General features: G+C 44.0%; 19 protein-coding genes and 1 pseudogene. 4 read left to right on the top strand and 16 right to left on the bottom strand.

Annotated features, from left to right (window positions below; genetic code table 11):
- Together OH463_RS06510 and OH463_RS06505 are read left to right on the top strand one after the other, a co-directional pair.
- Positions 1 to 370 (top strand): annotated as a pseudogene (locus tag OH463_RS06510) (hypothetical protein); the annotation flags it as partial.
- A 4-nt stretch (positions 371 to 374) separates the two neighbouring features.
- Complete coding sequence (locus tag OH463_RS06505; RefSeq protein WP_009697866.1) at positions 375 to 2,021, top strand: BatD family protein; 1,647 nt, start codon at positions 375 to 377, stop codon at positions 2,019 to 2,021.
- A 67-nt stretch (positions 2,022 to 2,088) separates the two neighbouring features.
- Here OH463_RS06505 and OH463_RS06500 read toward each other — a convergent pair whose 3' ends face one another.
- From OH463_RS06500 to OH463_RS06480, 5 genes are all read right to left on the bottom strand, one after another.
- Positions 2,089 to 4,155 (bottom strand): sensor domain-containing diguanylate cyclase, encoded by a 2,067-nt coding sequence (locus OH463_RS06500; RefSeq protein ID WP_009697867.1) that lies wholly within the window; start codon positions 4,153 to 4,155, stop codon positions 2,089 to 2,091.
- Between the two features lie 373 nt (positions 4,156 to 4,528).
- Positions 4,529 to 5,278 carry a phosphate ABC transporter ATP-binding protein PstB gene (gene pstB / locus OH463_RS06495; protein WP_005452851.1) on the bottom strand — a complete coding sequence of 250 codons (750 nt, stop codon included), beginning with the start codon at positions 5,276 to 5,278 and terminating at the stop codon, positions 4,529 to 4,531.
- Positions 5,279 to 5,338: 60 nt separating this feature from the next.
- Positions 5,339 to 6,202: a phosphate ABC transporter permease PstA gene (gene pstA / locus OH463_RS06490; protein ID WP_009697868.1), complete on the bottom strand. Its 864-nt coding sequence runs from the start codon at positions 6,200 to 6,202 to the stop codon at positions 5,339 to 5,341.
- A gap of 22 nt (positions 6,203 to 6,224) precedes the next feature.
- A complete protein-coding gene (pstC, locus tag OH463_RS06485; protein WP_005452855.1) occupies positions 6,225 to 7,157 on the bottom strand; it encodes a phosphate ABC transporter permease subunit PstC in 933 nt (310 codons plus the stop codon).
- Positions 7,158 to 7,255: 98 nt separating this feature from the next.
- The gene (locus OH463_RS06480; protein ID WP_269990912.1) at positions 7,256 to 8,077 is read right to left on the bottom strand and encodes a phosphate ABC transporter substrate-binding protein; all 822 of its coding nucleotides are present in this window, start codon (positions 8,075 to 8,077) and stop codon (positions 7,256 to 7,258) included.
- 333 nt (positions 8,078 to 8,410) lie between these two features.
- Here OH463_RS06480 and OH463_RS06475 point away from each other — a divergent pair, with 333 nt between their 5' ends.
- Positions 8,411 to 10,054, top strand: coding sequence for a methyl-accepting chemotaxis protein (locus OH463_RS06475; RefSeq protein WP_269990911.1), 1,644 nt, complete (start codon positions 8,411 to 8,413; stop codon positions 10,052 to 10,054).
- A gap of 106 nt (positions 10,055 to 10,160) precedes the next feature.
- On the opposite strand, the gene OH463_RS06470 is transcribed toward OH463_RS06475, so the two are convergent.
- The 7 genes from OH463_RS06470 to OH463_RS06440 all read right to left on the bottom strand — a co-directional run bounded on the left by OH463_RS06470 (position 10,161) and on the right by OH463_RS06440 (position 21,043).
- On the bottom strand, positions 10,161 to 10,736 hold the full coding sequence (locus tag OH463_RS06470; RefSeq protein WP_005452860.1) for an Lcl C-terminal domain-containing protein: 576 nt from the start codon (positions 10,734 to 10,736) through the stop codon (positions 10,161 to 10,163).
- A 1-nt stretch (position 10,737) separates the two neighbouring features.
- Positions 10,738 to 12,189, bottom strand: coding sequence for an Lcl domain-containing protein (locus OH463_RS06465; protein WP_269990910.1), 1,452 nt, complete (start codon positions 12,187 to 12,189; stop codon positions 10,738 to 10,740).
- 34 nt (positions 12,190 to 12,223) lie between these two features.
- Positions 12,224 to 14,476 carry a proprotein convertase P-domain-containing protein gene (locus OH463_RS06460; protein WP_269990909.1) on the bottom strand — a complete coding sequence of 751 codons (2,253 nt, stop codon included), beginning with the start codon at positions 14,474 to 14,476 and terminating at the stop codon, positions 12,224 to 12,226.
- A gap of 9 nt (positions 14,477 to 14,485) precedes the next feature.
- Positions 14,486 to 16,627, bottom strand: a complete 2,142-nt coding sequence (locus tag OH463_RS06455; protein WP_050904360.1) for a TonB-dependent hemoglobin/transferrin/lactoferrin family receptor — start codon at positions 16,625 to 16,627, stop codon at positions 14,486 to 14,488.
- Positions 16,628 to 18,640 (bottom strand): prolyl oligopeptidase family serine peptidase, encoded by a 2,013-nt coding sequence (locus tag OH463_RS06450; RefSeq protein WP_059678346.1) that lies wholly within the window; start codon positions 18,638 to 18,640, stop codon positions 16,628 to 16,630.
- 375 nt (positions 18,641 to 19,015) lie between these two features.
- Entirely contained in the window at positions 19,016 to 19,207 is a 192-nt protein-coding gene (locus OH463_RS06445) for a hypothetical protein (protein ID WP_005452866.1), read from the bottom strand.
- Between the two features lie 492 nt (positions 19,208 to 19,699).
- Positions 19,700 to 21,043, bottom strand: coding sequence for a DEAD/DEAH box helicase (locus OH463_RS06440; protein ID WP_017818510.1), 1,344 nt, complete (start codon positions 21,041 to 21,043; stop codon positions 19,700 to 19,702).
- A gap of 423 nt (positions 21,044 to 21,466) precedes the next feature.
- Between OH463_RS06440 and OH463_RS06435 the strand changes: the two genes are divergently transcribed.
- On the top strand, positions 21,467 to 21,715 hold the full coding sequence (locus OH463_RS06435) for an Lpp/OprI family alanine-zipper lipoprotein (RefSeq protein WP_005441096.1): 249 nt from the start codon (positions 21,467 to 21,469) through the stop codon (positions 21,713 to 21,715).
- 26 nt (positions 21,716 to 21,741) lie between these two features.
- Here the strand turns inward: OH463_RS06435 and OH463_RS06430 are convergent, their stop codons facing one another.
- From OH463_RS06430 to OH463_RS06415, 4 genes are read right to left on the bottom strand one after another with little or no spacing between them, the layout of a single operon-like run.
- Entirely contained in the window at positions 21,742 to 22,668 is a 927-nt protein-coding gene (locus OH463_RS06430) for a L,D-transpeptidase family protein (RefSeq protein ID WP_269990908.1), read from the bottom strand.
- Between the two features lie 6 nt (positions 22,669 to 22,674).
- Entirely contained in the window at positions 22,675 to 24,090 is a 1,416-nt protein-coding gene (gene phrB, locus OH463_RS06425) for a deoxyribodipyrimidine photo-lyase (protein WP_239968752.1), read from the bottom strand.
- A 23-nt stretch (positions 24,091 to 24,113) separates the two neighbouring features.
- On the bottom strand, positions 24,114 to 24,917 hold the full coding sequence (locus tag OH463_RS06420) for a MerR family transcriptional regulator (RefSeq protein ID WP_101959852.1): 804 nt from the start codon (positions 24,915 to 24,917) through the stop codon (positions 24,114 to 24,116).
- Positions 24,907 to 25,857 carry a YbgA family protein gene (locus OH463_RS06415; RefSeq protein WP_005452880.1) on the bottom strand — a complete coding sequence of 317 codons (951 nt, stop codon included), beginning with the start codon at positions 25,855 to 25,857 and terminating at the stop codon, positions 24,907 to 24,909. The genes OH463_RS06420 and OH463_RS06415 overlap by 11 nt, the downstream gene beginning before the upstream one ends.
- Positions 25,858 to 25,900 lie beyond the last annotated feature (43 nt).

Raw genomic sequence — 25,900 nt, 5'->3', positions numbered from 1 at the left:
GCAACAGCAACAGCAACAGCAACAGCAACAGCAACAGCAACAGCAACAGCAACAGCAACAAAAGTCTCAAAATGAGGCTAAGAAAGAGCAAGGACAACAGTCACAAAATCAGCAAGAATCTGAAAATAAAAAAGAAAAGCAGAAAGCCGAGCAGCAACGCGCTAAACAAGGAAAAGAGAAACTGGATGAGCAGAAAGGTCAGCCAATGCAGGCTCAAGCTCAACCAGAGAAAACACATCAGGATGACCCTGAGTTCCGACGCTTAGAAGCGGTGGAAAGTGCTCGTGACCCAAGCTTCCTGATTCGTGCTCAAATGCAGTTGCAAGCTCAACAAAAACAACCTCCACAACAATCAAATAAGGAGTGGTAAGTCCATGATGAAAAAAGGCGCAAAACTGGTCTTTGTTCTAATGGCCAGCCTACTAACTAGCTTTTCGGTTTTTGCTCAAAGCCTTCAAGCCAGCGTAAATAAGACTCAGGTGGCTAAAAACGAAGTGATCAACCTTAGGATCATGGCAGACACAGAGCTAGGCTCAGATGCGATTAACTTTGATGCTCTGAAAGATGATTTCTTTTTGGGTCAGCCGCGTTATGGTCGCTCGAGTAATAACATCAATGGTCATAAAACCGTTCGCACTGAATGGAGTATTTCAATTGCTCCAATGAAAGAAGGTGTCGTGACCATCCCTAGCTTCTCTGCTGATGGAATGACAACAGAGCCTATCAAACTGCGCGTCACCAAAGATCAAACAGAACCGGACATGGATGAACTGTTTAGTTTCAACATGGACGTGGATAACCATACGCTTTATCCCCAGCAGTCTACGACGGTACGAATGCAGTTAGTCATAAAGGCAGATCCTCGTCGCCTTGATAACCCTCAAATCCTCCCACCAAGTATTGAAGGGATGAAAATCGAGCCAGCAAGCGATGCCAAACAAGGTCGTCGCGTTATAGATGGACTTGAAGTTACGGTGTTAGAACAGTCATTCCACATTACTGCGGATCAACCAGGCACGTACACGCTTAACGGCCCTAAGCTGACTGGTTCATATATCTATGGGGACAGCTTAACTGGCTCAACCAAGATCATGCCAATCAACACAAAAACAGAGCAAATGACAATTACCGTCAAGCCAATTCCAAAAGACTTCAAAGGAAACTGGCTGCCTGCAAGTGCGTTAGAAATGACACAGAGCTGGCAAGATGATCAGGGTAATCCTCTGTCTGTGAATAAGATAAACACTGTGAAGCAAGGTTCTTCTATCACTCGTACGATTCGCATTCGAGCACATGGTACTCAAGCGGAATACTTGCCACGTATTGGTATTATTTACCCAAGTACATTACGTGTTTACCCTGAACAACCACAGTTTGAAACCTCGCGCGATGGCACAGTGACGATGACCGTCAAACAAGTGCTAATCCCTACCGAGGCAGGCAGCCTGACACTTCCGGGGTATTCTGTAAATTGGTGGGATAGCAATCGAGATCAAGAGAGAAAAGCAGAGATCACCCAGCTCAAATTGAATGTCGAAAAAAGTGATAGTGGTTTAATTACCTTGCCAGAAAGTGCGTTACCAACGCAACCTGCAGCTACTTCGGCACCCACTGCGCCAAGTGGTGTAGATTCAATTTGGCAAACACTCACTTTCGTATTCGGCGTATTGTGGCTTGTCACTTCTGCTATCGCGTTTGGACTATGGAAAACACGCGCAACTCAACAAACAGAAAAGGCCGTAAGCGCGCGTCAGGGTTCGCCAATTCAAGATTTAGAGCGCACCATCAAACAAGGTGACAGCGTGATGATTGAAAGAGCAGTTAATGACTACCTAAACACCCATCATAGCAGCAGCGAATCTGACGCAGTAAGAGCGGTGAAAGAGGAGTTAGCCGTTATGAACCAATCTCGCTTTAGTGCGACACAACAAGTGTGGAAAGCAGAAACTCTACTCGTCAAACTTAAACAACTGGCGAAAGAGAAGCACACTAAATCTAGCCACCAGCTAGAAAAGTTGTAATCTCCTTCATCCTACTAACGCAAAATGGCAGCTCAATCAGAGCTGCCATTTTTGTATTTTGGTGATCTTAAGCAACGATTTGATCCGGCGTGTCGAACATACGAACACAATTTCGACCGCTATTTTTCGCCTGATAAAGCGCTTTATCTGAAAGTTGATAAAGGTGATCAAAATTAAAATCTTTTCCTTGAGTTTGATAACAGGAATAACCAACAGAAACCGTAAGCAATTCACCTTCTGGGTTGTGACAATGCTTGATTCCTTCATCCTCGATACAACGTCGAATACACTCCGCACGTAGCCTAACCTCTTCTTGGTCAGACCCGATCATAAGAAGGACAAACTCCTCACCACCAATGCGACAAAATACTTCGTCTTCATCTTTGGTATGATGCTCAAGAATATTGCCAATTCGCATTAAGGCAATATCCCCTTCTAAGTGCCCATAATGGTTGTTAAACAAACCAAAATGGTCAATATCGATCAGAATAAGACCGAAAGGCATCACCTCATTATGTTCGATATAACAATACTTTTGCATCACATGCTCTAACATGCGGCGGTTGCCCAAACGTGTTAGCGGATCAAGTTTGGACAAAACCTCCAATTGTCGATTCGCTTCTTCCAGCTCTTTTGTTCGATTCTTGACTTCAAGCTCTAGGTTCTCATTGAGCTCTCTAATCGCTTCCTGCGCTTGCGTTCTTTGCAGCACTTCAGCAAGGCTTGAAGCAAACATTCGAATCACTTCACGTAGCTGAGATGTCAACGGTGCACGTGTAAGAAGGTTATCCACGGCGATAAAAGCGATAGGACCGCTGCTATTCGATGTCAGCACTGTCATGGCAGCCCAACCGAACCCTACAATGTTACAGTCATGGTAAATAGGTACCGATTCTTCGAAGGCGACCTCATTTGGCATCGAGCGGGCTAAATTGATCAAAGAGAAGTCTTGCGTCTCACCAAAAAAGTAAGATTCATCAACCACATTCCCTTGAATGTCGGTTCCCCACGTTCCTTGCATATAAGAACAATTTTCATCGGTTAAGAACACGGCCATACGGTCAATGCCAAGGTTCTTAATTGCAAACGTCACCGCAGATTTACAGACATCACTCACGGTCGTACAACGTGATAATTCAACCATACTGGAGTGCAGCATACGCACATTTTGCTCTTGGCGTTTTCGGATAAAAATTTGAGAGAAAAGCGAACCAAAAGACTCCAGCATTTGCTTTTGGTAAGCGGTAATCGGTTTACGGTGAATAAAGTTGTCCAACGCAAACCAGCCAAATGGCTCATTCCCATCGCGTAAAATCAACATCGCGTTCCATCCCTGCCCGACAACTTTGCCTGCGGTATATATAGGGGCATCTTCAACGATGACCAGATTGCGCTCTATGCTCGACAAAGCGGCGATGTACTCTTCACTCAATTGGTGAAGATCATACTGAGTGTGGAACTCGTCAATAGTAGTACCCGACTCATCTGTACCGTACGTGCCACTGAAACTGCGCTTTTTCATATCAAGCAGCATCAAGGTTGAGCGATCAAAGCCTAGACGCTCACGCAGTGCCTCTACTGCTTTTAAATACAGATCTTTCAAAGAGTCTGGGTTGGAAATTTCTAAAGCGACTTGTTGTACGAGCTTCATATTTTCGATGAACCGTTCACGTTGGCTGAGTTCATCAACATATTGAGCTTCTCGTACATCGCGGTGCTTCATCTCAAGCGACGCGTGTTTTTCAGCTCGAATGCACTGCCAACGAGCAGCAGCGAGCTGCATAGCGTCGTAGCTTTCTTCGTAAATATTGTGAGCCGATCGGGCTTGAACGTTTTGTACTAGTAGATAGGTGCGCTTAATCGGTGTGTTATCGAGCATCATGATGTAGCTGTCGCCACCCAGATCTTGAATGTGTTCCCAATTGCAGGTGTTGATCGCAAGGGGAATAATACTTTCTGAGGTATCAAACTGGCTTGCCCAATCCCAAAAAGCTTCTGGATACTGACGAATTGGAAATAAGTCACCACGGGAAAAAAGAATGGTCCCGGTTGGATTAGTCAGCGGATCGTCGAAAATCGCTATCGCGCTGGGGGAAAAGTGCTGTTCTAGATACTCGAAGATGGCTTCCGCCAAGAGCCTATGATCTCTCGTCGAAGAGACTGTTCTTGTAAAACTTTTTAAACTCACCTGACCAACCTAATCTACTTTTTTATTTTCGATAAAAAACTACTTAGGTGTAGATATGCAATCAATGGAATCCAAGTTGAGCTGTTAAGTCTTTCGCAAAAAATATTAACTTAATTTCACATTCGAGAACCTTTCAACATTTTTAGACAGGTGTTTCATCAGAATTACATACTGCAAAAAAAATGAGCAAAAATGAATCAACATGAGCATTGCTAATAATGATAGGCAGTCACACCCAAAATAAAAAAAGCCCCTCACTAGGAGGGGCAAGAGTACCATCGCTTATAGTTATTAACGTATATGCTTGTAAATACTGTAATTAACCAAAGTCACCGTTTACATAACCTTGGGTGCGGTCGTCTTTTGGATCGCTAAAGATAACTTGTGTATCGTCATGCTCAACCAATTCGCCCATTAGGAAGAACGCAGTACGATCTGAGATACGACGCGCCTGCTGCATTGAGTGCGTTACGATCACGATGGTGTAGTTCTTCTTCAACTCTTCCATCAATTCTTCGATTTTGTGGGTCGCAATCGGGTCAAGTGCTGATGTTGGCTCATCCATTAGAATCACATCAGGCTCCATTGCGATTGTACGTGCAATACATAGACGCTGCTGCTGACCACCAGATAGACCAAACGCGTGAGACTTAAGACGGTCTTTTACTTCATCCCAAAGTGCTGCACCACGCAGGGATCGTTCCACGACTTCATCGATGTGCTTCTTGTCTTTGATGCCTTGAGCTCGCAGACCGTACGCCACGTTTTCATAGATACTCATTGGGAATGGGTTTGGCTTCTGGAATACCATACCAACCTTAATACGAAGGTCAGCAACATCGATATTGCCGTAAATATCTTCACCGTCCATTGCCAACTTACCCGTAATCTTCACGCCTTCAATCAGGTCATTCATGCGGTTCAAGCAACGTAGCAATGTTGATTTACCACAACCTGAAGGACCGATAAGCGCCGTCACTTGGCGTACTGGGATTGGTAAGTTGATTGATTTCAGTGCTTGGTTGTCACCGTAAAACAGATCTAGGTTTTCAATATCAAACTTGTTCATTTTCTTAATCTCTTAAATCTTGAATTCGTGTCTTTTAACGTGCGTTCTTAATTCGTTTTGTTAGTAAGTTGCGGTGTTAAAACGTCGTGCGATAAGTTTTGTAAACATGTTGATCAGTAGAACAACAACAATCAAAACTGTCGCGGTACCGTAAGCCTGATTCCATTCTTCAATGGTAAACAGTTCGGTAGTCAGTTTGTATAGGTGAACGGTTAACGTACGACCTGAATCCAATAGAGAATCCGGAATACGTGCAACCATACCTGCTGTCAGGAATACTGGAGCAGACTCACCAATGACACGACCAATACTTAGAATGACCGAGGTTAAGATACCTGGCATTGCGCTTGGAAGAATTAAACGCCAGATAGTGTAAATCTTAGAAGCACCCAGACCGTAAGAACCTTCACGGTATGTTTGCGGTACTGCCATCAACGCTTCTTCCGTAGTACGGATGATCACTGGCAGGATAAGGATACTTAGCGTTAGGGCACCTGATAGAATCGAGAAGCCAAGACCAAGAATTGCCACAAAGAAAGTCATACCGAATAGACCGAAGATGATCGACGGAATACCCGCCAATGACTCAGTACAAAATCGGATAATCTTCACTAAACGACTGCCAACTTTCGCGTATTCGGTCAAGTAGATTGCTGTCATGATACCGAGTGGAGCGGCCACTGCGATAGATGCGATAACCATGTAAATTGTCGCCACAATCATTGGGAAGATGCCCTGCTCTTCACCTGTACGCGTATAGTTATCAGTAATGAAGTTCCAATCTACATGTTGTAGACCGTTTGATAGGATGTACCAGATAATCCAGAACAAAAAACCTACCGTCAGTGCTGCCGAGATCCAGACAAATGCGCTAAAGACATTATCTTTGAACTGGCGTGCTTTTTTAAGTTTTGCGCGATCCATAATAGTCACCTTTAACGAGCGATTACTTCGCTTTTTCTCGGTTTAGGTAAAGTAGTACAGCGTTCAACGACATGATGAAAACAAGAAGTACCACACCTGTAGCGTAAAGTGCGTTTGCGTGAACACCACTTGCGTAAGACATTTCAATAGCGATGTTTGCCGTTAGCGTACGAGCCGAATCCAAGATGCCTTCTGGCATAGCTGGCGCGTTACCCATAACCATAATGATCGCCATGGTCTCACCCAACGCACGACCGATACCCAGAATCACACCTGTCATGATGCCTGAGCGAGCCGCTGGAACGAGCAATTTAAAGATGGTGTAGATTTTAGATGCGCCTAGCGCCAAAGAACCTTCTTTGTAAGTACGAGGAACCGCGCGGATAGACGTTTCAGAAACCGTAATTACCGTTGGTAGAATCATCACACCAAGAACGATGATACCTGCAAGGATAGTGTTACCCGCTGGCACATCAAAAACGTTTTGAATCAGTGGAACGATAATAACTAGACCAAAGAAACCGTAAACGACGGAAGGGATACCTGCGAGCAGTTCTACTGCTGGGCGAATAATGTCCGCCAAGCGCTTTGGTGCGATTTCCGCGATAAAGATAGCAGTCAAAACACCAATTGGAACACCCACTAAAACCGCGCCAGCTGTCGATACGATAGAAGCGACGATCATAGTGGCAACACCGTATAGTGCTGGTGGTAACCAGTTTTGACCTAGGACAATGCCCGAGACGCCCGCTTCTTGGAATGCTGGGATACTCTCTCGAACGATGAAGTATGCGATAACTGCTAATGATACGATGCCGATAACAGCACTCGTTAGGAACAAGCCGTGGAAGATGCGTTCTCTCCAATCGACGCGGCGTTTTTCGCGTAAACCTGGCTTGCTGATCGCTTTAGCGTCAGTAGTCATAAGCTTTTCACTATTTGTTGCGATGGTCATAAAAATCTCACGGTTCTTGGCAATGCCGTTGAACACAATGGATAGAAAAGGCTCAGCCCGAAACGTTGGGCTGAGCAAACTTTAGAGTCCCGATAGGATTAGTTAACTGAGATGTAACCTTTTTGGTCAACTAGCGCTTGCGCTTCGTCAGTTAGCATCCAGTCTAGGAATTTTTGAGTTTCAGCAGATGGCTTACCATCTTTGTAAAGGACAAGGAAAGGACGAGCAACTTTGTAAGAACCGTTCTTCACATTGTCTACCGATGCTTCGATACCATCGATTGGAAGCGCGTTTACAGAGCCATCAACAGTACCAAGAGAAATGTAGCCGATTGCGTATGGGTTAGAAGCAACCATAGTCTTCAGTGCACCGTTACCGTTAGCAACTTGAGCGCGTTGAGAGATTGCAGATACTTTCTTACCAGAAATTTTCATTTTTAGAGACATGATGTCTTCGAATGCGCCACGAGTACCAGAAGCCGTATCACGAGTGATTGCTACGATTGGCTTATCTGCACCGCCAACATCTTTCCAGTTTGTCACTTCGCCTTTGTAGATAGCAGTAACTTGCTCAGCCGTTAGACCTGATAGTTTGTTTTGTGGGTTTACAACAACTGCGATACCGTCTAGAGCAACTGTCTCTTCTTTTAGAGCAGGCTCTTTCTCAGAGTCTTTTAGGTTACGAGAAGACATACCTAAGTCTGCAGAACCGTTTTTCGCTGCTTTAACACCAGCAGATGAACCAGGACCTTGAACTTCGATATATACGTTCGGGTTTGTCTTCATGTATGTTTCAGAGAAAACTTCCATCAGTGGAGTTACGCTGCTAGAACCCACTGCAGAGATAGTTTCTTTAGCAGAAACAGGAGTCACTGCCATTGCGCCTAGAAGTGCGATTGCACCGATTACTGTCTTTTTCATCACAATTTCCTTTAAGTGGCCTTATTGCCGTTGTGTTTCACTTGAACGGTGCTCACTTTAGAATCCAAATATGACAGTTGTGTTTCACTTAGTTGAAGCCTCTATGACACGTTGTCATTTCTGCTTAATAAATCAGCAATCAAACTTTATTTACTTTCGAGCTCAAAATACTTTGACTGCTTTTTGTAATAGCAAAATGCCAACTACATCGCTTTTAATATATTTCATAACAAATAAACATTGTTAAATGATTGATATATCGAGACTAATGATTAGAATCGTTACGCTTTACTTACAAAAATGATAATAGTTACAATCTTTAGAGGGTCAATCATGCGTCAATTACTTAGTGCGCTGTCTATTAAGCTACAGGTTTTCGTGCCCGTACTTTTCACTGTCATACTTCTCATCGTAGGTTTGAGCGTAGGCATAGGAAAATTAGAGCAAGCGTTCGATAAAGTTACGGTTTCAACAAATAACCTTATCGTGCACAAAGAAGAACTGAGCTCAATCGTAGACAACACTTATGCCATGCGCATTAAGGCTATCTACAGTCTTTTCAGGGCTGAAGATGTCAAAACACTTAACCAAGAATTACAACGACGTCAGGCGACAAACCAAGAATTTTTAAACTCAATCGATCAAATTGAAGGGATTCATGCAGAGGTAAATGCCATGCGTGAGGCGATGAACCACTATGTAGATTTCACTCGAGTCACCATGACACCTCTGTTAAATACCAAGCATTCATCGGACTACACAACATCGGATTTTGACCGAGAATACGAAACCGCAATGGGCAAATACCGCCTCGCTGGTGAGGCAATGATCAATGCCATTGACAGCTTGTCTAAAAAGCTCAATCAAATCGTAACGGATGAAGTAGAAGAAAACGGAGTATTGCACTCTAATACGCTAACCTACAGCACCATCTCGCTGGTCATCATCCTTTCTATTGCTTCATTAATCAGTTGGCTGCTGGCAAGCTATATTGTTGCGCCTATTCGTAATCTGCAACAAACCATGAGAGAGGTAGCAAAAGGCAACTTGCTTGTAGAAGCAGAAGAAGTAGGTAAAAACGAAGTATCCGAATTGGCAAGCGACGTTAACCAAACGATCCATCAGCTTCGTGGCACCGTCGATTCTCTAGTACGAATCAGTGAAGATGTCGCTTCGGCCTCTACTGAGCTTGCGACAGTCATGACACAAAGCAGTGCAAACTCTGATCAAGAAAAACAAGAAGTAGAACAAGTCGCTTCTGCAATTAATCAACTTGAATCTACCGCTGCGGAAGTGTCAACTAACGCACAGCAAGCGGATAGCGCGTCTAATGAAGCGACGAAATTAACTTCACAAAGTTTGAGCATGTTTGAGGAAAGCACGCGTGCAAGTACTAAGATGGCAGATCAACTCAACGAAGCTGCTCACGTAGTGACATCACTAAAAGACCAGTCGGAACAGATTGGTAAAGTGATTGAGGTAATTGAAAGTATCTCTGAACAAACCAACCTGTTGGCACTCAATGCCGCTATTGAAGCAGCACGCGCAGGTGAAAGTGGTCGTGGATTTGCCGTAGTTGCAGATGAAGTACGTATGCTTGCAGCAAGAACTCAAGAATCGACCAAAGAGATCCAAACCATCATTGAAGAGCTGCAACAACAGTCTGGTCAGGCAAACGAAAGCGTGCATTCAAGCTTAGCCATGCTAGAAGACAACCAGGCGCTTGCTGCAGAAGTAAGCCGTTCTCTGAGCGACATCAACAGCGCGATTTCTGACTTGAACGCGATCAATACTCAAGTCGCGACCGCTTCAGAAGAACAGAAACAAGTCACCTCTGACATCAACAACAACTTAAGCACTATTTATGAGTTGGTCAGCCAGAACGTAACGGGTATCACCCAATCAGCCGCTGCAGCGCAAGAGTTGTCTGGTTTGGCAGAAAATCAGAAACACCAGCTTAAGCAGTTCCAAATCTAAGCGTTCGGCTCAACGCATAATTTACACACGAGAAAACAAAAAGCTCCGCAATCGCGGAGCTTTTTATAAACAACAAAACTATAAGTCTTTGTTGATATAATGATTATTACTCATCCGTCACTAACAATACAGTAGCTTTGAAGGCTGAATTTAACGGCTTTCGATTAAAAATCTCACCATTAGTCGTGTCAAAAGTTGCAACATGCTCACCGTCGCCATTAGGTGTGTTACTCCACACATAAATCCCTAGAACATCATCTCCACCTTTCAAACTATAGCCGCTAACAAACCCTGTACCATTCATAGCTGGACTGTGGCAAGCTCGCTCAGTTAGAGATACCAGCTCTTTGATATTTGCTAGTCGCCAGTTTTTTTTGCCAGCAAAATTGTGAAGAGGATGGTTGCCGTCCTTATTACGAATTTGTTTTGCTGTGGAGAGAGCTAATTGCCATGACATTGTAGATCGCGTCCCCTGACATTCTTGATTTCCTACATTCCATGTCATACCGACTGGACAGCGCATCCATGTTAGACCTGTTTTCAGATCAGTTACGGTACCGTTCTCAGAATATGTATAACGCGTGTTAGGTGCCGTTTTAGAAAAGTCAGTAGAACACTCTTGTGCAGCCATTCCAGTTTGAGAAACCAAAGCAAGAGATAGTACAGTTATTAATTTCTTCATCTTATTGCCCCTTAACTGCGACTAGACGGATTGGGAATTGGTAAGAATCATCAGCACCTACACTTGTGTTGCTTGAGCGAATCTCGACGTATGAAATAGTTCCTCTTTCTACGCCCCGAGAGACAATCGCAGGGAAATAAACCTCACCATCAATGAGCTGTGATGATGCATTCGTAAACTTAAAGTCGCTATGCCAAAACGCACCATATTCTAAATAAGGACTACCTATGGTTTGCTGTGGGAAGTATTTAACATTAAAACCATAGACGTTGTATGGCGCATATTCGTCGTTCGGAGCAAACAGTGTTTGTTCACCAAAGTCTAGTAAGTCATAAGTCTCACGGTAAGTCGGCAAACGCCAACTAGCAATTCCACATAACGACTGCTTGTTCGTGTACTCAACGTATTGGCTTGTTGTACAAACTTCATCACCCGCGTCTTTACAACTTGCAAGATCGACATCTTTGCTAAATGGTTTAAATGTTTCAGACTCAAACGCAAATAGGCGGTCTTTAAATTGAATTGAGTTAGAATCCCCACTCTTGTTTTCCCAAACGAGACCAGTACGCTCATCCAAGGTACAAGACCACTCTGACGCATCATCAGCCAAAGCTGTACCTTTCGCATCAAGCTTGACAAATTTAAGTCCTGATCCTGTTGTTGTTTGCTTGTCGGTTTTATCGAAGCCATAAGAAGCATCCTGACCTGGGTAATCTAGCGGTTCTTTCGCAACACCAGAAGTTCCTTCAGCGAAAAACAACACGACACCGGTGTCGTTACGACCTATAGTCTGATCAGCAAGTTCACTAATTTCTTTAGCCAACGATGCGATTTGAGCATCAGATAGCGACTCTGAGACAAGCGCTTTACTTTGGTAGCTAAGATTCTGAGAAAGGAGAGCAACACCTTGCTTCATTTGCTCCGGCTTCATGCTTTTTAGTACGGCAGCCGTATTTTGTTCGAGTGTGCTTAGCTCGCTTGCCGTTGCGCTTGACATCACGGAGCCAGACAAAGAAACGCCCGCACCAACCAATTGCGTTTTTACAATTTCTTCCGACTGAGCAAGCGTTTTACCATCTACAACTAAGCCCGAAATTAGGCTTGTGACACCATTAAGCGTGTTGCCTGTCGCTAGGTTTTGACCTGGAGCACTTACTCGAAGTGTTTGATTTGAGCCCTGATCAACTTCAGCAAGAATCGTGCTAGTCAAAATGTTTTTGTCGCTTGATGTCAGGGTGAACTTACCAGCATTATCACTTTTTGTACTAGGTTCAGATGAATCACAAACGTAGTTTTGGTTTAAGTCGATACACACAGGGGTATCCAGCAATGTGCCTTGGGCTGCAATCGTACCCGCTAGGTTGTATGTCGGAGCGGCTGTGTCACCACCAGAACCGCCGCCACAGCCAGCAAGGGCGAGCGATATAGCAATGAAAGAATATTGAAACTTCATAAATATTATCTTCTTTTGATTAATAATTTGTGGTTTAACGAGAGCGAACCACTCTCACCATTGAAAGCAGTAACAGACCAAACAATGCGAAAGGTGAACCACTACCACCCGAGCCACCATTACTGTTTTCATTAGTGGTATCAGCACGACACTGATACTGAGCAAAGTGACTCACACCCCACTCTTTCAACACCCCAGAGTTTCCAGACACGCGATCCGAAACCTCGAGACGCCAAGTACCCCAACTCGGTTCGCCAACGAGTTCTTTTAACTCATCATCGTACTGAGCTGTAAAGTAACCTTTAAATCCATTTGAATTACTTGTTTGATGACTAAACAGCACGGCAGTCTTGCCCTGAGGCGATACCAACGTCACTTGTAGATCTTGAAGAGACTCATGTTCAATATTTAGGTAAACAGCAAACGAATCATCAATCTTTAGAGACCTATCAGATAAAGTTTGCGAAAAGAGCCTGTCACCTTGTTCTGGTAACGCTGAATTCAGAGCTTGAGGTTTGATGTCTAATTTAGGTACGCCGTTAACCAGCTTGATACTTTCTGTCCATTGGTGAGTTTTTAGATCTTCACCAAATCGATAATCGAGCGCGATAGAAGAGTCAAATTGAGTCCCACAAGTAACCCCCTGCGGTAAAGCAACCTGCATAGATTTAGAATCCGAAAGCGTCTGATCAATATCGAACACCGACTTACCATCGAGTTGCCATTGACCTTTAATCGTCGCGATTCGACCGTTCTGAGCAATGCTAACTCCGACATCTTTACCAACTTGGATGTAACGCGCGTCATAACGCGCACGAAATGGTGCTTTCAACAAATTGTGTTTGTTAAAGCTATCCGTCAAAAATTGCGCATACTCTTTATCTGGAAACAGTATTTTTGCCGCAAAAACTGTAGATTCTGCAAGGTCATGCATTTTCACGCCACGTCCTATACCATACATGCCCTCCAACACGATGCTATCGAACTCACGAAAGACCTTATCTGTACCGTCTCCATAACGCATAACTGAGGTTTTTAACGCTTGGAAAAGTGGCGTAGACCAAAGCTCATCACCATTCTCTCCTCCTACGCTTATATGAGCTGGGTACTCTGCACCTTCAAAATATCGAGCACGCTGGTTCCATAAGCTTCTTGTCCCTCGACGAACGCCGAACATCCCGTCCCAATTAAAGACAGTATCAATCTCAAATTCTTGCCCACGGCGGGTGGCATCTTGATATTGTGTTCGATAGCTAGCGCTTCCTGCCCAATAATCGGCAAAGCCTTCGGCTATCGCACCGGTATGACCGTATGCCCAGTCAGGAACGATTTGATAGTGAACACCATGCCCCAATTCATGTAGCACAACGTCAGCATCAACAGCATCAGGAGACACACCACCGACGCCAAGCATCAGAGCGCGTGGACCGTAGTAATAAGTAGAGTTATCTTTTGCTAGACCTCGACCATCAAAACGCAAAGGAGCATTAAAGAGATCATAATTAATACTCCTTAGGTACTGAATCGAGTTATCAAGGTGGTAAAACGCCATTAACTGTGGAAACGCATTATCTCCAAACTTCGTTTGCTGCATTTGTTCAATGCTGTCAAAAGACTGGAGACCTTCGGCAGGTAAAAAATTCGTTGTATCGCGCTCAGGCTCTGCACCAGGGGCTGTCACTGCTAACAACGCCGTGGCGTCAACTTGTTTTACCCGACTGTTCGATAGGTAAAACTTACCACCAGACTGGAGAACTTGGACCGATTTGGTGACATACTCGATTGGTCTTGGGTAATCCGATAGGGAAGACCACGCAGACTCTGGCGCAGGCTGTTGCTGCATAGTACGCAAATCAGGATTGAACAGTGATACATCCACATCCACCATATGACCGGTGCTAAGTGCTGGCGGTTCTTGCGCTTCTAGCTGTCGAGGTGTTTCCATCTCAGCTGCAACCGTCGGTTTGCCATTGCGGATGATGGTGTCCTCGAGGCTCTTAAATACTCGAACCACATGGTGCTCTTTGTCCGTTGTTACCACTACTGTTCTTTGAGCTTGGTATTCTCCTTTAACCCAAACATCAAAGTTATAATGCTCACCGAGCCGAGATTGCGTTTTGTAACGGAACTTAAATTCACCTGCATTCGCGTAATTACTATCTAAATAAGTCTTCGCTTCAGCTTCATTATTCACTACAGAGTTCGTTATGGGGTAGTCCCACTCTGCGGCCTGTACCGAAAAGGTACAGGCAACAACAAGTGAAAGCGCTAATGGTTTTAGCTTCATGATTTCGTCCTAGAATTCGTATTTCACGTTAAGTGTGACGTAGCGTCCTGGTTCAGTTGAGTAACGTTTGCTTTCCTCAGCGATACCAGCAACGTCTTGGTAGCGGATGTATTCTTTGTCGAGAAGGTTGACGATGTTTGCGCTCAAGCGCAGGTCTTTTGTCACTCGGTAGGTAGCACCGATATCAAAAGTATTCCATGCGCTCGTCTGAGCACACTCTGTAGCTAGACCGAGTGAGGTCTGACATTTCGGCACTCGATCCATGGCCGCGGCCCAATTCCAAGCGACATAAGCCCCTAACTTTTGACTCATGTAATCAAGCTGAACATTACCTTCAAAGGGAGTGATACTTCGAACGTAGTCACCATCAGCATCTTTACCATCGACATATCCAAACTTGGTGTTGATATTCCAGTTTCTGGTAAATGCATAACCCGCAGAAACCTCAGCACCGTAAGTCTCTACCCCATCAAGGTTTTGGTACTGCTTGATGAAATTACCCGAGTTGGAGTCAAACCCTGTTGTTACAACATCGATGAAGTTGTCATACTTGTTGTAGAAAGCAGCCACAAACAAATGCACGTGACCGTTATCGAACTTATTACCAATTTCAAAAGAATCAGAGGTTTCAGCTTTGAGGTCTAGATTAGGTGCAATAACAAAAGGAGTTAGTGGTACAAAATCATGATTTACGAAGCCATACGCTTTATCGTATTCAGGAGCGCGATAACCGTGGTTGTACGAGACATAAACGATGTCGTTAGCAAACACTTCACGAGAAACCGACAAGCTTGGCGAAACTTCCGAACTATCAATGTCTTTAAGAGCAAAACCACCAATCTCACCTTTTCCATCTGGTGTTAGTCGGTGCGCATCGAATCGCAATCCGCCCGTAATGGTCCACTTATCTAACTCCACCACATCTCGGATATATAGACCAAAATTATAAGATCGAGCTGGGGCGAAAGGTTGCTTTATAGAAGGTGTAACACCATTCCAATCAATCTTAGAATCACTGTCTTTGCGCTCGTAATAATCTGTCGATAGCTCGACACCATAAGCAAGCTGGTGCTCAGTGTTTATCGCGTTAATTGTGTGTGTGAAATCTCCTCGGAATCCCATCGTTTCATCAATAAACTTCTTGTGTTCAAGCTCACGACGCCTAACAGTCAAACCATTGTGGTCTGTCTGTCGCATCAAACGATTTGTATCTTCAACCACTTCGGTATGGCGCCAGTAAACTTTGGCATCGAGTTCTTCAAACCAAGTAGGTTCAAGAGGCGTCATTTCCACACCAACGTAAGCACTGTATTCTTCGGAAGCTTCATCCTCATCAAATGTTTCGATATCCCAGCGCCCGTCAGGTTGAATCGATGGGGAACCTTCTAAACGCTTTTGGTTCTGGGTGTAAAGTTCTGCTCGTGCTTTCAACATCAATTCATCGCTGTAGAAATGATTGATCGTGTATGCACCGCTATAACCATCAAGATCTCGGTTATACAGGTCTTCATCAAAGTTTCGAGTTTCTTGTCCTTGCCAGTAAGCTACATTGAAGAGACTTTCCGTATTGCCAGAACGAAATGCTAAGTTACTTGTCGCTTTGTACTTCTTGCTGATATCGGTAAACGTTCCAGATGCATCCACATAAAAGTCTTTATTCTTTAGGAACTCACCCGGTTGTTTCGATTTCAGGATAACAGCACCACCAATGGCTCCAGAGCCATGAATAGATGAGCTCGCTCCTTTGATGATCTCCAACGAACCAAAATTTGATAAATCAAAAGTATCTCGTCCTACCGCATCGTTAATATCATTTGCGCCAAATCCGTCCGCAGAGCGAATACCGTCACGCATGATCATAATTCGGTTACCCGTCATACCTCGGATAGTAATGTTTTGAGGACGACCAGCTCCTCCAGTCACACTTACTCCAGGTTCGTTACGTAGTGCATCATAAAGTTCGGTTTCTCCCCGCGACTCAATTTCGTCGCCAGTAACAACCACAACACTGCCCGCGACTTTCGATAATGGTTGTTCAATTTTATTAGCAGTTACAACTACCTCTTCCATAGAGAAAACGTTAGATTCGGCGTGCACTTGACTGGCAGCAAGTACCGATAGTACTGCCGCTGACACTGGGGTAAGCTTCATTTACTGCTCCGCTTCAGATTTTTTGATTAGTGATAATAAAAATGCATATTCCTTTGCTTGTTGCTCCCTAGCCTGCCTTGGGTCCATGCGGTGGCCTGAGTTAAAGTCCGTTTGCAACAAATAAGGTCCTGTCGATTCACTAGTCGACGAAATTTTGGCGAGATATTTAGCACCTTCCCAGTAAGGCACACGTTGGTCGTTCAGTCCGACTTGAACCAACATGGGTGGGTAAGCGTCTTTATAGATATTGAGGATAGGGTCGTAAGCTTGCATGATAGTGCGTTGCTCAGGGATGGTCGGATTCCCCCACTCACCATATTGTTGAGCCGTTAATGGCAATGATTGGTCAGACATGCTTGCTACAACATCAACGAATGGTACTTTTAGCACAGCACCAGCAAACAAATCAGGTTTTTGGTTGATTGCGCCAGCAACCAAAGTGCCGCCAGCGCTTGAACCAAGTGCATAAACATCACGTTTACCACCTTTGAAGTGTTTTAGTGCTTGAGCGACAGCAGTAAAGTCATTGATAGAATTAGCTTTAAGAAGACCACGCCCCTGTTCATGCCACTCGCTGCCAAAGTAGCCACCACCACGGACATGCGCAATCGCATAAATAACGCCTTGGTCAAGCAAGCTTACCGTTTGAGGCATAAAGTATGGTTTCATCGTAAAGCCGTAAGCTCCATAACCATAAAGGACGACAGGAGCGTTATCAGAAAACGTATCTTTTCGGTAAGCAAGCGACACGGGTACTTCTATACCGTGGTTTTCAACCATAATACGCTTGGATACGTAGTTTTCGCTTGAGAAGTTGTTGTAAGTATCCTGAGATAAGTCAGATTTCACCAGCGTTTCGACATCGAACTCTTCCCAGAGTGGAGGCGTTATCATTGACATACTGCGAATGCGGAGCTTGTTTGACTGGTAATCTCCGAGTGTACTCAGCCAAGCCACTCGCCCTTCAGTTTCCAAAGGAAGTGATTTTTTAGCCTGACCATCGTATGAGTACACAGTCATCGTCGTAGCATTTTCCCTCTTAGCTAATGCCACAAGTCCCGCATCATAAAGATAAAACTGCTCAATACCGCCTTCTGCACTCACAAAAGGGTGCCACTTAGATGCAGGCGATTGCAGTTTAGTATCAGAGACTTTCATCTCAAACAGCTCAAAGCTGCCGTTAAGATTACTGTTGATGAATATGGTGCCCTTAGCGACATCCGCATAATACTCAACACCAAGTTCAGGCTTACGTAACGAAGCCGTTAATTTTCCTGAATCCAAATCCAGCAATTTTTGCTCTGTCGTAGAATCATTATTGCTTTGTACTAGCGCATAACGAGCATCAGCAGACGGATAAAATGACATTAACCAGTCATTTTTATTCTCTTGCCAAATAACTTTGCTTTCACGCGTCTGAGTATCGATTTGAATAATTCGATATGGGCGTTGTGTTTTCGCTTCTTTCGCTACGGCATAAGCAAACTTTCCATTGCCTGATAACAACACATTGTCATCAACATTCTCGGTCAGTTCTGTCGTCTGGTTGTTGGAGACATTCACGAGTACAGCACGATATTGTTCGCTGCCATCAACATCCTCAGTGAACAGTAGCAAAGAACCTTGCATGCGCCACTGACCGATTTGGTAGTATTGGTGTTGATTCTGTCGAGATGAAAAATCGTAAACAACTTTTTCTTTCGCAGTTTTGCTTGGACGAGACAGTAGAATGTAATTGCCTTGGCGACGAGTCAGGTTCCATTCTTGCCCATTACTGATACTCCAAGGCTTGTCACCTTTCTCTGCCGTCATCAAATCCCATTTATCTAATAGATATTGAGTAATATCACTGTAACCTTTTTGATAGCCCTCTGTTGCTTGGTTTTGCTTCTTGAGGTAAGCAATGACTCGTTGATCTTGACGTGAGTCATCTCTCAGCCAATTAAAATCATCAGCAGCAAAGCTAGGTAAAGAGGTAACGAAAAGCCCCAAAAAAACATGACTAAATTTCATATAAAAGGCACAGATATTTATAGAATTAATGATATCGGCGTATTCTGCCCTTAAATGAAAATGAGATCAATTATCATTACGGAATTTGTTTGGTATTTTTATCTAATTACAAAACGCAAACGTTTAAATGTTAGGCAAATGCACTAAGTGGAATAGTATTTACTGGAGAAGTAATCTGTAAGAAAGAGACAAACTTCACGGTAGCGTCTCCTAAATACAGAGGCAATACCGCAAAGCTTTCAAATATCAGGTCACAGGAAAGCAAGACTCAATTAGAAAAGATGTGTCGTTACAACCCAAATTAGAGCGAGGAAGCCAACAAAATAAAGTGAGGAAACAACAATGGATTTTATCAACTCTCCCATCTGTGATTTCTCAGTAATCATGAGTTCCTCCACGATACATAACCAGAGCACAGCTTATTACTGCCATACAGAGAAACGAAAACATCTCAACGAACAAAGTTGTTTGTTCCCACCCTAGTTCTCGACATTGTTGCTCGGTAAGGGTCATGTCTATTTCTTCTAACCATTGATCTTTTTGTTGCTGAATATCTTGCTGCTGCATATCGTATTCTCCTCTTCACATCCCGCTCATGCTAAGCAAAAAATCCGTTCAGAAAAATCAAAGTGTCTTTAACCCACGTTTAGAATAAATAAACATAAAGCTTATACCCAAGTAACCTCGAGATGCTTGGTTCAGCGAGGATGACTTGGTTTGTAGGCGCGGCGGCGATTTAAAGGTTTAGTGGGTCTAAATCAAAAATCGACAACAAAGTATACAAGCCAAGGCCCTTACTATTTACAAAGAGTGCCCTTCGGGAGCGTGTCATTGACTCGCTTTTTTAGTCAAACAAATGGCTACGTCAAACAACTTGGAAAGAGCTGGCTATTACGCTGCGTCGTTTTCCTTGAAGTCAAATCAATAACAACGCTCTGAACTCTGCATCTTGAAGTCACTTGGGTATATCTGTATCGTTTGTTTGAAAGAATAAGGCATAAAAAAACCGAGCTCTTGAGCTCGGTTTTCGTCTATCAGTCTTGTCACTTTCGCTGAAGATTAATCTTCAGAACTTGGTGCTGCTGGCTTCTTTTTAGGGATAAACACGTTATCGCCCACTGCCACGTTTTGATAGAAACCTTTGTCGCGCTGAGCTGGTTTCTTCGGCGTTTTCTTAGCTTGAGGACGTGCTTTCTTAGGAGCCACTTTCTTATTGCGGAAATCTGGCTTACGTGGCTTCAGACCTTTGAATTTACCTTTTAGATCTTCAAACACAGAGAAGCTCAAATCTTGCTGTAAGTATGTTTCTACACGCTTGAAGCTATCCCAATCTTTAGGGCCGACCAATGAAACTGCATCACCTTTGTTGCCCGCACGACCAGTACGACCAACACGGTGAACGTATTCTTCTGTATGCTTAGGCATATCGAAGTTAATTACGTGTGTCACAGTCGCGATATCAAGACCACGAGAAGCAACGTCCGTTGTCACCAGAATCTTAAATACCGCACGCTCAAACTGGCTCATGATGGTATTACGTTGAGTCTGGTTCAAGTTACCGCTTAGTGCGATAGCTTTCAGTTTCTTCTCGTTCAACTTCGCTGTTAGACGCTCAGTATCATCGCGAGTCGCAGTAAAGATGATCACCTGACGGTATTCAGCTTCTTCTAGAACTCGTTCAAGAATCGCTTCTTTGTGATCTAAGTGATCACATAGGTAGAATTTCTGAGTAATGTCTTTGTGTTCTTCGTTCGAAACACCAATTGCAATACGTTTTGGCGCATTCAGCATTTCTGCCGCGATGTCATTCACTTCTGCGTGATCAAGTGTTGCAGAGAACATCAAAGTTTGACGACGACGGTGTTTTGCCGCTTTATGAATGCGACGCAACTCTGGAGCAAAGCCCAGATCCAACATACGGTCAGCTTCATCTAGAACCAATGTTTCCAGACCATCAAGGAACAAAGAACGGTGCTCCAGATGATCAGCCAAACGACCTGGAGTGGCAACGATAAACTTAGGGTAGCGACGCAGTGCTTTAACCTGATCGTTAAAGTTTTCACCACCAAGAATCAATGCAGCGTCGTAGGACAAACCACCAAGCATTGAGCGAAGCTCACCATATACTTGTTTTGCTAGCTCACGCGTTGGCGCAAGAATCACAGCTCGTGGGTCTTTTGCAGAAAACGACTTATTCTTTAGTGACTTATGTAGCATTGGCAATACAAACGCCAAAGTCTTACCCGAACCCGTTTTCGAAGATGCCAATAGATCCTTGCCTGCAATCGCAACAGGAATCGCCTGCTGCTGAATGTCAGTCGCTTTTTTGAAATCGTAGTGTTTTAGGTTCTTCAACAATCGGTTGTCTAGGCCTAGATCTTTAAATTGCAAAGTATTCTCCAATAAATAGTCAGCGTCTTGAGCGCTTTTTCAGTGTCGTTTCCGCTCTAACGCAGCAAAAAATAAAAGCTCGATATAATACCGCAAATCATAGGAGTATAGATAGAGATCACACAAACTAATTCCAATAGAAAAAATAAAGTTTCCGCTTAGAAACTTTCATTTGTGTCAATATCGTCTAAATTATTGATATCAGGTAGTAGCAAAAGAGCTGCTGTACTACCTGATACTAGCGTTAGCAAGTGAGTAATCACTTACATTTGTAAGAAGAAAGTTAGCGTCCGTATCAGGTACTCTATGAAATCCTTGGATTTTTTTGACTTTTGCTACATCATGTTCTGATAGAATGTATTCACATTTGACCCTATGACTATATGACACAGAATTTATAGCGTAGGAATTTCACTATATGCAAGGAGTTCTAATATGAACAAAACGTTGATCGCAGCTGCAGCAACTTCAGTACTTCTACTAGCAGGTTGTGCTTCTTCTGACGAAGCAGCAACAGCTACTAAACTAGACGAACTAAGCAACCAAGTTAGCCAACTAAGCCAAGACGTACAGTCTCTACAATCTGACGTTCAAAAGTCTAACGACGCGGCTATGGCAGCTCAAGAAGAAGCTGCACGTGCTAACGAGCGTATCGACAACATCGCTCAGTCTTACACTAAGTAAGATTTGATTCCGCGCTTTAACGCTCGTTAAGGCGCGGTTATTTCAACTGGAACACCATTCTGCGCAGCAATCGCTGCTTTCGCTTTAGCATTCGTCATACCAAACTCATCAAGCCACCAGTCCAGTTCTTTTGGAATGACTAAGTGATCCTTCTCGCCATTGCTGCGAGTTAACGGCTCGTGGGCTTCAACAAACACACTACGATCTGGTTCTAATGCGACTTTAACCGGTTGATTGATGATTTTTACTTTTTCGCCACGACGTACTTTATCAAATAACCATTCGATGTCTCTTGGGTCCATACGAATACAACCCGCACTCACACGCATACCAATACCAAAATCTTTATTGGTGCCGTGGATCAAGTATTCACCATGCCCATATGCCAAACGAAGTGCAAACATACCTAGTGGGTTATCTGGTCCAGCAGGAACGACAGCAGGTAGGTCAATCCCCTTTGCTTTGTACTCTACACGAATAGAGGCAGGTGGCGTCCAAGTCGGATTAGGACGCTTTTGACTGATGCTTGTAGTCATTTCTGGAGTGTCTCGACCAATTCGACCTATACCTACAGGAAAAACATGAACCACGTTTTCGTTTTCTGGGAAATAGTAAAGTCGCAATTCGGCAAGGTTAATGACAATACCTTTATGAGGGACATCAGGAAGAATAAGCTGAGTAGGGATCGTTAAAACGTGACCATCTTGAGGGAGAAACGGGTCAACCCCTTTGTTTGCAGCCATTAGCGCAAGCATGCCAACATCATATCGCTTCGCAATATTCGCCATAGTTTCGCCTTGTTCAACCACATGGTTTTCCATGCGACCTATAACGCGAGCTCCGTCCTCTGGTAGTTGGTACATTTTAGCGAATGACAAACTACTCACTAAAGACAACGATATAGACAACAGGGTTCTTTTAGCGATACTCATTGGACGCTTCTTGCTAGGCATCTCTCTCTATTCCTTGGCATTTTTGAAGAGCCGTAAGGTTATCTCTCTTTCCACCTTGTGATCAACCATCGGCTTGTGATAATCCAGTAAATTAAAGCCACTCCATAGCCAAGGGTTATGAATGAATTTGTTTGGTACTTGTTTTATTTCCGGCACCCAATGGCGAACAAAGGTTCCGTCAGAGTCAAATTTCTCGCCTTGGCTGATCGGATTGAATATGCGGAAGTAAGGCTGCCCGTCGCACCCTGTTGATGCCGACCATTGCCACCCACCATTGTTGGCGGCAAAGTCTCCATCCACCAGCTTACTCATAAAATAAGCTTCACCCCACCGCCAATCGATATGAAGATCTTTGGTTAAGAAGCTTGCCACTATCATACGTAGTCGATTGTGCATCCAACCTGTTGTATTAAGTTGGCGCATTGCCGCATCCACGATAGGGTACCCAGTATTTCCTGCTTTCCAGCGTTCGAAGGCTTGCTCATCGTACGACCACTGAATCTTGTCTTCCCAAGCAATGAAGCCTCTGCCCTTGACCAACTTTGGCTCGAATACCAATAAGTGTTGATAAAATTCTCGCCAAATGATTTCGCTCAGCCACGTCGCTTTACCATCTGATAGGTCAACCATAGGGCTTTCAGCATACAACCTAGCGATGCACTGCCTTGGTGACAGAGCGCCGATAGCCAAATACGGAGACAATTGACTCGTACCATCAACAGAAGGGATATCCCTTTCAGCTTGGTAGGCATCACTACGGTCTCGAGCAAATTCTCGCAAATGCTGAACAATATCACTGGTTGCTGCGAACCATCGCTTGCTAGATTCTCTAGGATAAGAGAATGCGACACCATCATGGTAGCGATCTGGCTGAATCGGCTGGATGGTAGACGGTGACAGCTCGGCTTGCGGCTCAGGTTTCGATACAACTGGCATTTGAAACTTTGCCAACCAAGCACGTTTAAACGGGGTGAATACTTTAAAGTACTCCCCCTGTTTATTTAAAACGGTAGTCGGAGTATGAACGCACTTATCGTGAAAAGTATCAAAGGCAATGCCTCGAATTGAAAGTGCGTGAGAAACCTCTCTATCTAGTGCTTGTTCATTAACCTCGTAATGGATGTTCGCCATGACACGTTGAGCGCTTAAAGAAGTAGCCCAATCATTTATGACCTCTGTTACATCGGCAAACTCGGGCACCTCTTTGTATAAAAATGGGATGTTGAGTTTGGCGAGCTCTTCATTAAGGTGAGATAAACGTCGAGCAATCAAATCAGCTTGCATCGGTGCCATATGGTGCTCTCGCCACTGCTCAGGGGTCGAAACAAAACAAGCAACAACCGGAAGCCCAGTATCCAATGCAGCCTTAAGTGCTGTGTGGTCTAACGTTCTTAGGTCACGTCGAAACCATACAAGAATCATGTCGCCTCCTTACGAGGATGGATTTATTGCGGGAAATGCAGTTTTTCGATGACTTCAGATAGCTGCACTTGCTTCGGAGCTTGCTCTAATAACGTCGCCAAAGCTTCAACTTGCTTGATAGGCAGCGCTTTATTCGAGAAGAAATGCACGTATTGGTAACGTGACATCACATCATGCTCAACTAAACCCGAGATGTCTTCGACTTTATCAATCAGAGTAATGTGATACCCCTGTTCACACAGCTTTGCCGCCTGAATCCAGCTCTCTGAGTCACGAACTTGTTCAAAACTCAAAAGCAAACATTTTCCCTTGGAAGATGCCTTATTTTCCGAATCGACAACCAAGGCTAATCGAGTAATCAAGCAAGTTTGGAACAAACCAAGCTGTAAAGAACGTAGCGAGACTTTCACCAAATCTAACGCTTCAAACACAGGATTGACCAGCTGTTCAATGACAATGTTGAGTGGGTACTCTTTTAGCACATTCGATAACAGCGTTTCTGTTTTGCCACGATTGAGTTCAGATAACGCTTTGAGCATTGACTCCACTTCTTCTAGTCGTTGGATATCGGTCACTAAATCCACATCTGATTCCTGGCCTAGCAAGCCTTTGACTTTGCCAATCGCAACGCCTTTTGCAAGCCAACCTTGAATTTCACGAATAGTATCTAAATCCTGCTGTCGATACAGGCGGTGACCCTTCTCTGTTCTTTGTGGTTGGATCAAGTTATAGCGTCTTTGCCAAGCGCGCAGAGTAACGGGTTTTACTCCCGTTAACTCTGATACATCTCGAATTGCGTATAGTTTGTCTTCTTGGCTACAATCCATAACGAAGTCTCATCTCCTGTGGATACGGTTCTAAGTATTTTTGTTTCTGTAAGTACGCGTCGGGGTACGTATTGAGATAGTGCTTAATTAACGTTAACGGGGCAAGTAATGGTAACAAGCCCGTACGATAATCACTGATCACCGTCGCCAGCTCCGCTTTTTCATTAGCGGTTAAAGAGCGTTTAAAATAGCCTTGCAAATGCATCAGGACGTTCGTGTTGTTTTTTCGACTGGCGCGATTCTGTAACGCTTTCATCAGACCTAGACGATATTCGTTGTAAAACTGTTCCATTTCGTAACTTGATACATCTGCAACCAAGCGTCCCAGCGAACGATAAGACTCTGGATGGTGCGCCATTAAAGTCAGCTTATAGCGAGAGTGAAAATCAATAATTTTGCCGCGTGTGGGCTCGCCGCCCATCGACTCATAAAAGTCATTCAAACAGTAAACACGCGTAATGAAATTTTCTTTTAAAACCGGATCGTTTAGACGACCGTCTTCTTCTACAGGCAACCACGGCATTTTTTCCATTAATGTTCTGGTGTACAAACCGATACCTTCTTTCGCCGCACTATTTTTGCTGTATACCTTCACTCGCTCCATGCCACACGTTGGTGACTTCGCACAGACGATGTAGCCACACAGCTCTTCACCCTCTAATTCGTTCACTTTATTTTCTGAGTACGCAAGCATGTTGTCAGTGTGGTCGTTTTCTGGATTTTTCGTTTCTACCAGCGCGATTCGCTCCTCATTGCTTACCAAACGAATGGTAGGGCGTGGAACAGACATACCAACACCGACTTCTGGACATACGGGAACAAAGCTAAAGTAGCCGTCGAGCTCTTTCGTTACGAAGTTACTGATTTTATGTCCCGAATCGAAACGAACTCGTTCGCCTAGTACACAAGAACTGATACCAACTTTGATTGAAGATTCCATAACGAAGCGTCCTATACAAAATGTTTTGTTGTATAACTTATAG

This window comes from Vibrio sp. NFR (assembly GCF_027587095.1).
GTDB lineage: Bacteria > Pseudomonadota > Gammaproteobacteria > Enterobacterales > Vibrionaceae > Vibrio > Vibrio harveyi.
This window is presented reverse-complemented; position numbering and strand designations above follow the sequence as displayed.

What these genes read in the sequence shown, in the direction of transcription:
- OH463_RS06505 (WP_009697866.1), top strand. Translation starts at nt 375, where the DNA reads ATGATGAAAAAAGGCGCAAAACTGGTCTTTGTTCTAATGGCCAGCCTA.
- pstB (WP_005452851.1), bottom strand. Translation starts at nt 5,278, where the DNA reads ATGAACAAGTTTGATATTGAAAACCTAGATCTGTTTTACGGTGACAAC.
- pstA (WP_009697868.1), bottom strand. Translation starts at nt 6,202, where the DNA reads ATGGATCGCGCAAAACTTAAAAAAGCACGCCAGTTCAAAGATAATGTC.
- pstC (WP_005452855.1), bottom strand. Translation starts at nt 7,157, where the DNA reads ATGACCATCGCAACAAATAGTGAAAAGCTTATGACTACTGACGCTAAA.
- OH463_RS06480 (WP_269990912.1), bottom strand. Translation starts at nt 8,077, where the DNA reads ATGAAAAAGACAGTAATCGGTGCAATCGCACTTCTAGGCGCAATGGCA.
- OH463_RS06475 (WP_269990911.1), top strand. Translation starts at nt 8,411, where the DNA reads ATGCGTCAATTACTTAGTGCGCTGTCTATTAAGCTACAGGTTTTCGTG.
- OH463_RS06470 (WP_005452860.1), bottom strand. Translation starts at nt 10,736, where the DNA reads ATGAAGAAATTAATAACTGTACTATCTCTTGCTTTGGTTTCTCAAACT.
- OH463_RS06465 (WP_269990910.1), bottom strand. Translation starts at nt 12,189, where the DNA reads ATGAAGTTTCAATATTCTTTCATTGCTATATCGCTCGCCCTTGCTGGC.
- OH463_RS06460 (WP_269990909.1), bottom strand. Translation starts at nt 14,476, where the DNA reads ATGAAGCTAAAACCATTAGCGCTTTCACTTGTTGTTGCCTGTACCTTT.
- OH463_RS06455 (WP_050904360.1), bottom strand. Translation starts at nt 16,627, where the DNA reads ATGAAGCTTACCCCAGTGTCAGCGGCAGTACTATCGGTACTTGCTGCC.
- OH463_RS06450 (WP_059678346.1), bottom strand. Translation starts at nt 18,640, where the DNA reads ATGAAATTTAGTCATGTTTTTTTGGGGCTTTTCGTTACCTCTTTACCT.
- OH463_RS06445 (WP_005452866.1), bottom strand. Translation starts at nt 19,207, where the DNA reads ATGCAGCAGCAAGATATTCAGCAACAAAAAGATCAATGGTTAGAAGAA.
- OH463_RS06435 (WP_005441096.1), top strand. Translation starts at nt 21,467, where the DNA reads ATGAACAAAACGTTGATCGCAGCTGCAGCAACTTCAGTACTTCTACTA.
- OH463_RS06430 (WP_269990908.1), bottom strand. Translation starts at nt 22,668, where the DNA reads ATGCCTAGCAAGAAGCGTCCAATGAGTATCGCTAAAAGAACCCTGTTG.
- phrB (WP_239968752.1), bottom strand. Translation starts at nt 24,090, where the DNA reads ATGATTCTTGTATGGTTTCGACGTGACCTAAGAACGTTAGACCACACA.
- OH463_RS06420 (WP_101959852.1), bottom strand. Translation starts at nt 24,917, where the DNA reads ATGGATTGTAGCCAAGAAGACAAACTATACGCAATTCGAGATGTATCA.
- OH463_RS06415 (WP_005452880.1), bottom strand. Translation starts at nt 25,857, where the DNA reads ATGGAATCTTCAATCAAAGTTGGTATCAGTTCTTGTGTACTAGGCGAA.